The organism is Vibrio sp. YIC-376 (assembly GCF_052353105.1).
Classification (GTDB): domain Bacteria; phylum Pseudomonadota; class Gammaproteobacteria; order Enterobacterales; family Vibrionaceae; genus Vibrio.
On sequence record NZ_JBBWFK010000005.1, the window covers coordinates 65,527 to 78,560 of the forward strand.

The window sequence follows — 13,034 nt, forward strand, 5'->3', positions numbered from 1 at the left end:
CTCACTTAACGTTTGGGATAGATGATCACTCCTCAACGCCTTGAACGGAAGGTGTAGAGTTAAGTTTGAATTCTACATAGGACGTTCGGTTTCGCTCTAAAGATAACTTCAAGTCTACAAATCCTAGATATATATGCATAATTTTGTTATAAAATTTATAGTTAACATAAATAATGCTATTAATTATATTACAATGAAGAATAGAACTATACCTATTTTTTCTTAATTTTATATTCATTTTTAGTAAGTAAAGTCTATTTTATTTTTAATTAGTCTTGTTGTCAGAATACTTACACTACAAAAATAAATCACACTAAGATTACTTAATATTTAAGTAATTAGCTATTAAATCTACTTACATGATAAGTAAATAAAAATGTTTAATTAAGGTATTGTTTTTATAATGTTGAATTTTATGGTTTTATTTATTGTTTCTTGAATATACTATTTATAAATTTATTTTAAATGTTAACTAAACTTTTATTTGTGTGAAAATAAATATTGAAAATCTTATCGTTTAAATTAATAATATAATTATCTAATTTTGAAGCAAGCTGTGTCTGCGCGTTTATTTGTCCCAAATAAAATCTCCGACAAATACTCCGCCCATTCTGGTTGGTTGCACTAACCCCCTTCGGTGTTAGCGCTGGTTTATCATATGCTGTTAGTCTTAGATCTTAATAGCTATATCTAATTATTTGAGAGGTGAGTATAGATACAATAAAAGGTAATAATTATGAACAACGATATGTTAGACATTTTAAGAAATGTAGGTTCAAAAGATTTTAGAGCTATTGAAACTGCCATTAAGACAGTAAAAAAAGAGAAATACAAATCTCGTAAAGAACCTGCTGATTTGCAGATTAAATCAGTAAAGACAAATCTCACTGAGAAAGAATATCAAGAGCTAGTTAAAAAGCAATGCATAGCTGGTTATTCAAAGCTTTCAGCATTTACTCGTGACGTCATCAATAATGCTGTAAAAGTCAAACCCATCATTTTAGAGGCATCTAAAGAGTTCTTCTCAGAAACTTCAGAACTCAGTGATCAAATTAAAACAATTGCCACCGATATTGAGAATAGTAAAGCTCTCACAAGAGAAGAAATAGAAAGTACTCTTGTAGTACTAGCGGGACTATTAAGAGAGTTTCAGGCCACTCGTCACTTGCTAGTGAATAGCTTTACTCAAGAAGCGGCTTATGAAATAGCAAAACAGCATTTAAGTGAAGACAAGCTTGTTCAGGCACTGAAAGAATTAAGAGGCTCAAGTCATGATCTATAAGGAACCTGCACAAAAAGGCGGTAAGCATACTGAGCTGACCGCAGATGCTCTCATAAAGTATGTTGCTGGTGACGATGAACGAGTGGCTAAATATTTAGTAAATTATGGTGCAGGAGCGACTAAAAGCGCTGATGCAGTAACAGAATTTATTTATGCAAATAATATTATACATATCCCTTTAAATGCTAAAAACGAACCAGGGGAGATGTTAGATATGACACTTGCGATAAGAGAGATGCAAGAATCTATTAGACTTAACCCAAGTGTTAAACAGCAGTTTAAGCACATGATAGTTAGCCTCGATACAAATGAAAGCTTAACTAATCCACAATGGTGTAAAACAGCTAAAAAGTTGATGAACCATTTAGGTTATGCAAATTGTAGATATATTGCTTTCAAACATAATGACACCGACGAAGAACATATACATGTAATCACATCTACCATCGATATAGTGACAAGAAAGCGCATCAAAGACTCTTATAGCAAGATACGAGCACAAGAAGTAATGAGGGAGCTAGAGATAGAGTTTGGTCTGCGACAATTAGTAAGTAGTAATGATATTGGTTACGATACTGCTGCTAATATTAATGACGCTAAAACATTTAACAAAAAGGCTCAAATCGCTCGACTGGTAAAAACTGGTATCAATAAGTTAAAGCCACGCTCTAATCTTGCAGAGTTTGTTACTGCTGTTGAGTCAACACATTCAAGCCTCAAAGTAGAACTACAAACAAAGAAGGGGATTGCGGTGGGGATCGTATTTAATCTCGACGGGGTTCGAATGTCTGCCTCTCAACTAGGCGGAAATCGAAAATATACACTCGGAAAGCTTATTTCAAATGGTATTCTACATGACGCATGTAAGGACCTGAGTAACTATGAAGAAGAACTTGAAAGAGCGGCTGCGCACGCTCAAGAACAATCAGATAATGCGCTTAGAGTTTATGAAAGTAAGCAAGATCAAGATATGATGACTTATCTTGTGATGCTTTCTGTGAATGTTAGATATCGTAGGGAAGTGGAACAATTAATAGATGATATGAAGTGGAACCTGAGAGCACGTAAAAGATTAAAAGGCGCTTCTGATGTCGTGTATGTCGTTGAGATGATTTCGATGCTTAAAGATGTCGAAATGGGTTTTGAAACAGTTATTGAAGCGCTATTTTTGGATACTCTTGATAAGGCATTTAGCGGCATCACTAAGCGAAAAGCAATGGTAAATGTATTTGAAAATTTAAGCACAAAACAGATTTCTGAGAGTGACTATAAGACTTTTATTGCTACTGCTCATGTTGAGATCTTACACAAGAATGATAAACCACAACGGAGTTCGGTGTACAAACTATTAGAAACTATCATTAGTCAGGATCACAAAGGTATAAATAAGTAGCCTAATATTTATAGCTGTCATTAAATGTAATGATATTACTTTCTACATATAATTCACTAGTCATTATTTTTTAACGTCTCGCTCATTATTAAAAATCAATGATTCGTCATAGTTAATAAATAGTTTATTAAATTTATCTGTCAATAATAATGAATATTAGTTGATTCGTAATAGATAAAGTTTACGAATCAACCTGTTACAATTATATTTTTTTAAATTACAGTTTGTTTACTTATATAAAGTTAACTGGTATCTTGTATTAAAAGATAAGAATAAATTGTACGGTTTAAGTTATGGCTAATTATGCAGATGCAATGAATGTCGCGATTGATAAGAAAAGAAATAATATACTTGATGATGGTAAGAACTACACTCCGTATCGACATAGGAAAGGAATGACTCTTTATCTTCGACTAAATATTAAAAGATGTGATGAAGAAGTAAGAAATGGCTGTCCTAAGAATAAGGTGGTCATTGTTGCTAAAAAACGTATTGATGACATTCCAAAATATACATTTGAAGAGTTTCTAGAAAACGATGTAACTGAATGTGTAAAGTCAGGCGAGTATAATGTTACTAAAGGAGCTTACGACAAGTTTATAGCTAAGCACAAATCTTATTATAGATTATATTATGAAGCAAAAATAAATGAATGTCGAGGGTACTTCGATATTGATAGAGCAGGCATTAAGAAACAAGCGGCAAACGTTTCAAAGCCAGTACATGAGGTCGCAGACATTGTTACAAAATTGGCTTTAGAAGGTTTGTTAACTGTAGTTGAAGCACAGGATTTGTATCAGGCAATGTATAGAATTAAACAAGTGTTAGATGCTTATGTTATGCCTGACGTGCTTTTTCATAATATGTTGTTTTTTGATAGAGCACTGGTCGAACGAATAAAAAATATTAACCATTTATCGAGTGTTAAAATTTCAAGCAAGCTTAATGCTACACGATTTTTAAAGCATAAGGATAAAATAGATTGCTTTGATCAAGGCGATAAGCCTAAAAAAATGAATAGTCAAAGAAAGTCGATAGAGTTCTTCTTTTAATAACTATGGTTCAAAGATAACTTTGACAACTGCCAGCTCAAAGAGCTGGTTTTATTCTTATATAATCTCTTTGCTATACTTTGAACCTAATTTTTAATTAGACACTCTTGTTTAACGCTAAATAAAGGATTACTATAATTGGGATATGTTATAGAGTAATGTAGGAAGATTCCATATGGATGATATTCATGAACAACTTGGTGTTAATAAGTCTTTTCTTAATGACACATTCGCAATGATCCGCATATCTAAAAATGGAGAAATTTGGGTGCAATATCAAGATAAGATGGATATACCATCTGGCACTAAAGCAATTAATATTACTGCTGATGTCCTGAAGATTATCGCCCTTCATCAAAGTAGTGAATAATAAGAGCGTGGTTTAAATAAATTTGATACTGAGGTATGATAAATCTGCTGTAATTTTTCATAATTATCACTGTCTTTCCTTTCCATTAAAGGGAAGTATTATATTTTAGATACGGATAGACTATGAAAGCTCGAATTGGAATAGCCGATGAAGAACTAGTTCGTAAGTATATGTTGAATGTTTCAGCTGGTAAATTAAACCATATCGAAAATTTTCCTCACTTATGGTTTACATCATTAACGGAGCTGGCACAGGTTTTAACTAACGATAATATTAAGCTTTTGTATATGATTTCTCGTGAGAGAGTAAATAGTGTAGGGAAGCTAGCAGAGATAACGGATTGTAGTGTCGAAGAGCTTGAGGTTTCTATTGAGAGACTTACATCTAAAGGTTTTGCTCGTATTGAGATACGTGGAAACGAAGAGCGTCTTACTGCTATTTATACATCTTTTGAGATCCTCATGGGCAAAGAAGTGGAAGCCCTGCTTCTATAGCTACTTTAATTTTAAAATCAGGTAGTCAATGCTTTTTGCTGATAAAGCGCAATTGATATAGGTTTTTCAAATTTAGTTCTAAAGAAAAACTCCAGCCACTTGATTGCGCTTAATTCTCCGTTGTTCGTTAAAGAGCGCTGCGTATCTCTGCATTTAAGATATCCTTGTCTCTAGGGGCAATTATAGGATCGAAAATCAGCCACTGTAGGGTCCAGAACCGATAAGAAAATTCGCTTGAGTTGGTAGATTTCGCTTAAAGGTATAGTTGTTATTTAGAATCGTCACTGAATTAATAGACGTATTGATTCATAGTAAATCTATTAGTTAAATTTAGTCAAAGAGCCGCGTGAAGAAATAGGGCATATATCCGCTGAAGTACAGTGAAACAAAGGCGAGTTTACCGCGATCATAGTTTGCCGTGATCAGCTCTGACACACCTCTGGACAAAAATGCGTTACGAAAAATTGAATATTAGCAATTCATTAATAATTTTTTGTAAGTCAAATATTGTCAGTTAGGCGTTGCTCTGTTGGCGATTCAAAGCGAGTTGGAGCTTAAGGCCACTTCCTATCTACTAAAAATTGCAAGACAAGACACTCCACTAAACATGAGGTCCTTCACTATATAGTGAAGTTCAAGAAACTATAATCTCGTACTCATAGGCTAGGAAAAAGGTGTGATAATGATAAAGCAGAGAGCAGAGCAAGATGTCTTTAGTCAACTAGAAGAAATTTGTAAATCAAACGGATATATATACGCAGTTGCATCCCTTTGTTTTAGGGACAACTTTCTTGTGACCTCTCCAGGGAGGAGTATTGCTGAGAATTTTAGCCATTGGTTTTCTAAAAATAAGTTGTGTAAAAATGAAATCAATACATTATTAGGTTTAATGGTTAAAAAACCATTAACGAAGTTAGCCATAACGCAAGAAGAAATAGATAAATTAGCAAATGATTCAGATAGTCTTCTTGAAGAACTTCATAACAGCATGACTTTTAACCCTAGTGCTATTGAAGCATTATTTTCAGATATGGATTCATCTAAAGGTTTTGGTGAAAGATTTATGAGTTCACCAGCTTCTATCCGTGAATCTACATTTTATTCTGCTGACAGTGCTTATGATTTTCAATATAACGATCTGTCTATAGAAAAATATGTACAGGATGAAGAGTGGATTCTTAAAAACAAGGGGTTCACAGTTAGAAATGCAGTTAAGTTAGTTAGCATAATAAAAGAAAACATTAATGAAAAAGCAAGTAGGTTTTACAAGAAAGTAACCAACTATGAAGACTTACTTGAAATATTTAGAATAGACATTGATGCTATAAGTGAAAAGATTGATTTTGAAAAATCAGAACTATCTTCATTTATAGAGTGCTTTACATGCTCAACAAATAACAGTAACTTCAATAACGTTACTGATTTGAACGATGTGAAATTACGACCTATAATTAATTTTAATGATAATTACTATATATTTAACAGCTATAGTTTATTAGAAAATCTATATGAATCTCCAATGTTCTGGATTCGTGATACTGATAAGAAATATTTGAAACAGGCAGAAAAACATCGTGGTGAATATGTAGAAAAAATGACCATAAAATACCTTAAGAAGGTATTCGGTGAAAAAAATGTATTTAGCAACATTGAAATATATAGAGACTCAAAAACTAGAATAAGCGAAATAGATGTCTTAGTTTTATTTGGAAACAAAGCATTAATATTTCAAGCAAAGTCAAAGGCTTTAACTCTTCCAGCTAGACAAGGTGATGGGGATGCGGCTAAGCGGGATTTTGTAGCAGCAGTACAAAATGCATATGACCAAGCTGTGAAGTGTGCTAAAGCTTTGCACTCCAAAAACGTAATATTAAAGGACGAAAATAATCAAAAAATTGAACTCAACTTAGATATTGATTGTTTCTATCCTATTGCCATTACATCAGAACATTACCCATCGTTAACATTTCAGTCTCTGAACATGTTAACTCTTGATAGTGACCTTGAACTTATCAAGAAACCTTTTGTAATGGATATATTTTTCTTGGATGTGATGAGTGAATTCTTAAACACTCCACTTTACTTCATTAGCTATATAGATAGACGAGCTGGTTATTTTAATGATTTTGTTGCAAGCTCTGAATTGACACTTTTATCTCATCATTTAAAGGATAATTTGTGGCTTTCATCTGATTATACATTCGCATGCTTAGATGAAAGTATATGTGGAGATTTAGATCACGCAATAATGTCTAGAAGAATACCTTACTGGGGAGGGAAAAAGACACCAGAGGGAATTCTCACTTATCATGTGAACACTCCTTTTTCAAGGTTAATATCGGTGATTGATAAAGGCGATGATAGGGGAGTTATTAATTTTGGTTTGGAATTGCTCAAATTTTCCAGTAAGGCCATCAATGATTTCAATAAAGCAGTAGACGGTTGTTCGTACAAATGTATTCAAGATTCCAAACTACACGACTTTTCGTTGCTTATGGACGAATACGGTGTAACGGTACATGTGGATTTATGTAAGAATAAAATCGACTTAGAGTACGAAGCTAATCGAATGTTGGCTCACATGAACATGAAGAAATACTCATGTAAATTTGATAAGTGGTTTGGTGTTCTTTTTGATGCTATTACTAAATATCCAGTATTCATGGGAGGAGTAGATTTTCTATGGGCATATGATGAGGATATGGAAAAAGCAATACCGAAAGAGATAAAAAATAACACAAAGAAAATCTCTCCGTCAGATATTCAAAAGAAAATGAAATTTAAAATTGGCAGAAATGATAAGTGTCCCTGTGGTAGTGGGAATAAGTATAAGAGATGCTGCGGTAGATAAAAGGCATCTAAATATACTTGCTTTAAACTAACCGCCCTAAAGGGCGGTTTTCTTTTATCTGAGTCCCGTTAACGGCATGAGGTTACGTGGAATATACCCCCATGATACAACACGGGGATTTACAAACGAACACCACTAGAAGAATGGATAAATTTTAGTAGGGGAAAGCCCATTAACAGGATGTGAATGAGTAAGAGGTCTACTAAATAATGGGGCACTTTTGCTTTAGAAAGTGCCCACTGTGAATGTGCCCACTGTGAAGGTTCTGGACAAAGGCGTGTCAGTGACTTTGCTAACTTAGCAATCCACAAATTACTTTAGGTATTGGAAATTTGAAAAAAGTGACTACGAATCTTCTGTATCATCAACTCTATGAACTAGAGAATATACTACTAGTTTAAGAGATCTCCACCACCAATATATAGCGGAATAACTGCATACTCTGTCATCGTCTAGAAGACCATGGGCTAGTTCATTCCTGAGATTAGGACCACGTTTATGTGTTAAAAAAGCTGTCATCTCAAACAGTAAATTGTCATCGAATATTTCTTCTGCTTCCTTTTTTTCCAATAAAGTGGACAATCCACATTCCATGTCTATGCCATCCGCATCAAGCATGGTTGTATGAACATCACTCTCTTTAAGAATAGTTCTGACTATATGCTCCCATTGAGGAACAAGTAGATGGATTGCAGAGGCAAAGTCATATTCAAAACCAAAATACAATCCCTTAGCAAACAATTTTGCTCTTTGTTCTGGGATGATTGGACAGACGGAGCATACAGTTTCCAATCCATGTAAAGTTATATCATGCTCCTCTAGAATGGCTGCAAGGCTTGGTAGTATTTGTGTTTTTACAACGAAGTCAGCTTCCATAATAGCATTATCAATAGCTTGTGCTTTGGGCGTATCCTCAGGTATTCCTTGTTCTGACAGCATAAGCGGAGCTTCTTTACCTATTTTTCGCCCATCGCCAGATAATTGCACCATGCCAAAAAGATGAGAAACAACACCTACTTTTAAAGTCTCAATAGCTGACTCAATAGATTGTGATTTTGATATACCCGAATAAAGCCCGCAGAAATATAATAAAGCTAAATCTAGAGTCTCTTTACCTGTAACGTGCTTTATAGACGCCTCTATAATATCTGATACATCAGGGCTTTTGACGGAAATTGTGGTCATTTCATCTACAGCTGCTTTTCCTGCATCACGGAGCTTCAGCCTTAGGTCACTAATTATTTCATCAATACCATATGTGCTTCTATCTGCATTAGGTATCATTCGATAGGATTGAATCGCATTTTCAAAAAAAGTCATTTTGACCAATGCTTGGTCTCGGATAGAGGCCTCTCTTTCCCAAGAGCTTGCTATACGAATCCTTGTTTCAAGCCAGTTTACATCATCTTCAATTTTTCTATATTTAGTTGATACATGCTCTAAATAAAGTCGAGCAGAATAATAGTCATCTTGCTCGCTCAGTTCTTGCGCTATAGATGTGAAACGTTCCGCGATTTTTCTAATTTCATCTTCATCTTGGGAAAATAATTCCAACAGTTCAGCTATCCAAAGTTTCATAAACTTGCTTTTGAGGTAATCAGGTTCAAGCGCTGAAACTAAACTGATTTTTATATTATCTAATTTGTCAGAGCACCCCTTACCAAGCTGTAAACCTAGCCTTATAGCTCTCTCATAGTAATACTTTCTGCTGTCTAGCCAATTGTCCTGACAAATATCATAGCTCGTATATAATTCTATTACAGTGTGTGCATCGCTGATCGACTTAGGTCTGTGGTGTAGCCATCTTAAATCACTAAGTCTGGCAATAAAGGCTTTGCATGAGGTATGTTTTCGTGCCTCATCAAGAATTTGAAAATCATTATTAGTAAATAGTCCTGAGATAGACTCTTTCCCATAGCATTCATAAGGCTCTAGCCTATTGCCCGATTTCAATCGTAACTCACACGCTTTTCTAAGAACTTTATATAGTTTTGCTAATTGCTCATTCCCATCTTCCTCAGCTCTTGTGATAAGAGAAGCTAATCGGTAGCCCGAACCATATTTTAGTAAATCTTCATCTATCTCATCAAATCTGCATTTATGAAAGATGGATTGTTCTATTTGAAGTGTATCATCGTAATCGCACATTCTAGGATCTCTAACTAAATAACCACTGAATCAGTAGATACATATGTATCACATGGATAGTCAATGTTAGGCATACTGATCCATTAACAGAATTTGGTCAAATGTGATGATGGTGACAGACCTGATTAATAACTCTAAATGGGAAAGGGGCATAAATTTGTCAGGGTTTTGCTGACACATCCTTGGATGTTTTTGAGTAACAAAGTACGAAGTGTGATGAAGCTGTCAATGTTCGTATGTGTTAGCTCTTAACTTACCTAGGTAGTTCCTAGTCCACATTCATTGTTTACCCATAGAGTTCCTAGTTTTTGGATGGTTCGTTAACGATGGCGACCACCTTTCTTTTGATACATATCGAGGTCACCTAAAGTGAGTAATTGTTTCGATGTCAATTTCTCATCGCCTTTCATGTTGTACACATAACTTCCAGTAGTGACGGTGATGGAAAGTGATGGACGAGCAAGTGGCAGTCGTTGTTTTGCGAGAATTTCGTGAAGTCGTTTATTATCATTATGGGTGAGTTATGGAGTTGATTAACTCATGACTAGCCATTACTGTAACCTGACATGGATAAAACATACTTAAATATGTTATTTATATCTGAAACTTTACCTAATTGCGATTTGATCGTCTCCCTCATATTGCTTAATCGTATCTAAAATTATTGGACAATAGTTTCTGTAATTGATTTATGTTTAAGAGGAGCTTTGTTGCGTAATCCAATAGAACTAAATCAATCAGTTTTGCTCCACAAAGACCAATCATTTGTTCTATGCGGCGTTAGCCGCTTTGAATCAGCACTGCTCTCGCAGTGCATTAGCCAATGTTTGCTTCATAGTCAACAAACCACCTTTACCCCTTATAGAGGGTAGTCTGTCGTTTACCCCCGATAAGGGGTAAAACCGATTCTTTGTTTTTATTAGATATAAATAGCCTTAAAAGTAAATAATAAGTCTTTGTTTTAATTGATATAAATTTTTGACAAAAAGATTTTTATACGTTTTAATAAGATTGAACACTCTCTATCTCAATTTGTATAAAGATTGAGTTAAATAAATTAAACAATATCAAATAATTCATCACCTTAGAGGTGAAGGGGGGACTTTACTAGTATATAAATGGAGAAAAAAAATGGTTAAACAAAAAAACAAGATTGTCCGTGAGCTACATGACTCAGAAAAATCTATAGTAGAGAGTAAAAAGGCTCAGCACATCATTGATGATGTGAAAGTGAGCGTAAGAGAAATTGTAGCGAACTCTAATAACGACTTTACTGACACAGTTAAATTGGCTTCAAGTCACGATAGAGAAGATATTGATACAGAAAAAGTTAAGATTATTACGCACTTTCAAGAGGCTTTTCCCTGTGATTATGGATACGGATTTAACGCTATTGTAACAGCTAGTATACAGAGTGAAGAGCATCAGTGGTCTGGTGACCTATTTGTTCAATTATACGATGGAGAATTCTCATCTGATTGCCAAGTTTCGGCCCTAGATTTAGATCACCAGAATTGTCTAATTTCTGACTATGATAACCTTACAGTATTCAGTTCATATACTGAAGAAACAATGACAGAGTTCTTTGAAAAAGTTATAGAAGCAGCAGAGATAGGATTTGCTGAGGAGTATACTTTTGAAGCGTTGCTTGAGGAGAGAACGGGCCTTGACGTTGAGGATTATGATTTCCATGTAGCGGGTTGCGGTGTAGGCAATGACATCCGTTTAGAAAACTACAAAGCTGTCAATGGAGAACAAATTGTTTTAGTGGCTGTTGATAATCGAGCAAGAGCAGAGTTACGAATTAACCGCTTCAAACTTTTCGCGAGTAACGACGATTATAATGAATTTCTAGATGAGTGTATGAATTTAAATGGTCAACGATTGCAATGGAATGATTGGAATTATGCTCTAAACATTTACCAACACATGGATAAACCAAATAATGATTGGTAATTTTCTAAAAGAGCATGTTTAGAAGTATATAATTAGTTACTATCAGTGCTAGTAATAAAGCAACAGTCATTCACCATCAATTGAATCAAACCAGGATTCATATACTGCTAAAAGCTAGCACCTATTCTTCGGTAAATCGACCCTGCGGGGTCGTAAATTGCGGCGATATCATCTGACGCCGCATTGCCTACTTCGGCGATATCCCTTGTGCTGTTAGGCATACAGTCTCAGTCCCCAAATCCGTTGTTTCATCCTTTTCTCATCCTAGAGTTCAAGAGCTACGCCGTGATACATATGGTGCGCAGGCCACAACACGAAGCTCCATATCATTGTTTCGGTCAAAGCTATCCTTTAATCAGTCATAACGAATAATTCACTCCCCGTGATTGACGACCTTTAAGAGTGCCTTAAGTCACAGCCAACCAAATCGGTCATTTGTAATCTGCGGCGAGAGCCGCTTCCCGTGAACGAGCACTGTTTACACAGTGCATTGGTCAATAATTGAATAGTTTTAATCAAACCAAAGTTTATAGTGCAATTTACCCCCTCTAGAGGGTAAGTCGGCTTTTACCCCCGATAGGGGGTAAATAGGTTTCCTCCCGCTAGTTCATGTTTCTTATTAGATATAAACAAGCTCAAAAGTAAATATAAGTCATTGTTTTTAATGTAAATTGTGGTTGACTGGGCAGTTTTTATTGGTTTTAATATACCTGAAAACTCTCTATCTCTACTTGCGTAAAGATTGAGTTAAATAAATGAAACAATATTAAAAATATTCGTCACCCTAGCGGTGAGAGGAGGGTATCACTAGTAAATAAATGGAGTAAATATTATGAATTTCAATGTAATTAAAAAGAACAGAAAGTACTTTGCTGCGACGACGGGCAATAATAAATCTTGTAAGATTTTGATCGACGAGTGCTCAAAAGACTTAGAGTTAGGTGAGCATTTTCTTGCTGTTATAGATATCTCAGTTCGCTCAAAGTATGGGACTGATCTGATTTATAAGTTAGCAGCAAATGTAGAAGAACAAACTAAATTAGGCATTTGTTCCTTAAGGTCAGAATATAACACACTATTGATTGAAAAATGCCGTAAACTGGGTGGAACTTGGGATAAATCTCAGGGCGCTTGGATATTTTCCAATATCGTAGAAAAAGAAGTTGAAGAACTTGATCAAACCTTCAATAGCGATCTCATTACGATTGAAATTGAGGCTATCGAGGAAATACAAGAGCATGGCAAAGCGATAGAGTTTCTTGGGTATCCTATTTGTAAAGCATTTAGTCGTGATTCAGGTGCTCGAATTGAAACTGGAATTGCATTGCTATCGGGCTATTGTACTTCGGGTGGCTCAAAAAACCGATGGACAACCGTCTTGAGCGAAGGCGCGACTTTAAGGCTAAAGATCCCAGTGGATTTACTCAATATTTGTGAAGACAAAAGATTTCAAGTTAAAACCATAAATAATTCATAAATAGGAGTGAA

At 35.0% G+C, this 13,034-nt stretch carries 9 protein-coding genes; 8 read left to right on the plus strand and 1 reads right to left on the minus strand.

Annotated features, from left to right (window positions below):
* The first annotated feature begins 736 nt into the window (after positions 1 to 736).
* From WJM94_RS11075 to WJM94_RS11100, 6 genes are all read left to right on the plus strand, one after another.
* Entirely contained in the window at positions 737 to 1,282 is a 546-nt protein-coding gene (locus WJM94_RS11075) for a chromosome partitioning protein ParA (protein ID WP_444494279.1), read from the plus strand.
* The gene (locus WJM94_RS11080) at positions 1,272 to 2,675 is read left to right on the plus strand and encodes a relaxase/mobilization nuclease domain-containing protein (protein ID WP_444494280.1); all 1,404 of its coding nucleotides are present in this window, start codon (positions 1,272 to 1,274) and stop codon (positions 2,673 to 2,675) included. Before WJM94_RS11075 ends, WJM94_RS11080 begins: the two co-directional genes overlap by 11 nt.
* A gap of 293 nt (positions 2,676 to 2,968) precedes the next feature.
* Positions 2,969 to 3,727 (plus strand): hypothetical protein, encoded by a 759-nt coding sequence (locus WJM94_RS11085; protein ID WP_444494281.1) that lies wholly within the window; start codon positions 2,969 to 2,971, stop codon positions 3,725 to 3,727.
* 175 nt (positions 3,728 to 3,902) lie between these two features.
* Positions 3,903 to 4,097: a hypothetical protein gene (locus WJM94_RS11090; RefSeq protein ID WP_444494282.1), complete on the plus strand. Its 195-nt coding sequence runs from the start codon at positions 3,903 to 3,905 to the stop codon at positions 4,095 to 4,097.
* 122 nt (positions 4,098 to 4,219) lie between these two features.
* Positions 4,220 to 4,591: an HVO_A0114 family putative DNA-binding protein gene (locus tag WJM94_RS11095; RefSeq protein WP_444494283.1), complete on the plus strand. Its 372-nt coding sequence runs from the start codon at positions 4,220 to 4,222 to the stop codon at positions 4,589 to 4,591.
* Between the two features lie 682 nt (positions 4,592 to 5,273).
* Positions 5,274 to 7,442, plus strand: coding sequence for an SEC-C metal-binding domain-containing protein (locus WJM94_RS11100; RefSeq protein ID WP_444494284.1), 2,169 nt, complete (start codon positions 5,274 to 5,276; stop codon positions 7,440 to 7,442).
* Positions 7,443 to 7,787: 345 nt separating this feature from the next.
* On the opposite strand, the gene WJM94_RS11105 is transcribed toward WJM94_RS11100, so the two are convergent.
* On the minus strand, positions 7,788 to 9,590 hold the full coding sequence (locus WJM94_RS11105; RefSeq protein ID WP_444494285.1) for a DUF4209 domain-containing protein: 1,803 nt from the start codon (positions 9,588 to 9,590) through the stop codon (positions 7,788 to 7,790).
* 1,131 nt (positions 9,591 to 10,721) lie between these two features.
* Here WJM94_RS11105 and WJM94_RS11110 point away from each other — a divergent pair.
* Together WJM94_RS11110 and WJM94_RS11115 are read left to right on the plus strand one after the other, a co-directional pair.
* The gene (locus WJM94_RS11110; protein WP_444494286.1) at positions 10,722 to 11,546 is read left to right on the plus strand and encodes a hypothetical protein; all 825 of its coding nucleotides are present in this window, start codon (positions 10,722 to 10,724) and stop codon (positions 11,544 to 11,546) included.
* A gap of 832 nt (positions 11,547 to 12,378) precedes the next feature.
* Positions 12,379 to 13,023 carry a hypothetical protein gene (locus WJM94_RS11115; RefSeq protein WP_444494287.1) on the plus strand — a complete coding sequence of 215 codons (645 nt, stop codon included), beginning with the start codon at positions 12,379 to 12,381 and terminating at the stop codon, positions 13,021 to 13,023.
* Positions 13,024 to 13,034 lie beyond the last annotated feature (11 nt).

Bases quoted from the DNA above. Each gene is read 5' to 3' on its own strand.
- WJM94_RS11075 (WP_444494279.1), top strand. From the start codon at position 737: ATGAACAACGATATGTTAGACATTTTAAGAAATGTAGGTTCAAAAGAT.
- WJM94_RS11080 (WP_444494280.1), top strand. From the start codon at position 1,272: ATGATCTATAAGGAACCTGCACAAAAAGGCGGTAAGCATACTGAGCTG.
- WJM94_RS11085 (WP_444494281.1), top strand. From the start codon at position 2,969: ATGGCTAATTATGCAGATGCAATGAATGTCGCGATTGATAAGAAAAGA.
- WJM94_RS11090 (WP_444494282.1), top strand. From the start codon at position 3,903: ATGGATGATATTCATGAACAACTTGGTGTTAATAAGTCTTTTCTTAAT.
- WJM94_RS11095 (WP_444494283.1), top strand. From the start codon at position 4,220: ATGAAAGCTCGAATTGGAATAGCCGATGAAGAACTAGTTCGTAAGTAT.
- WJM94_RS11100 (WP_444494284.1), top strand. From the start codon at position 5,274: ATGATAAAGCAGAGAGCAGAGCAAGATGTCTTTAGTCAACTAGAAGAA.
- WJM94_RS11105 (WP_444494285.1), bottom strand. From the start codon at position 9,590: ATGTGCGATTACGATGATACACTTCAAATAGAACAATCCATCTTTCAT.
- WJM94_RS11110 (WP_444494286.1), top strand. From the start codon at position 10,722: ATGGTTAAACAAAAAAACAAGATTGTCCGTGAGCTACATGACTCAGAA.
- WJM94_RS11115 (WP_444494287.1), top strand. From the start codon at position 12,379: ATGAATTTCAATGTAATTAAAAAGAACAGAAAGTACTTTGCTGCGACG.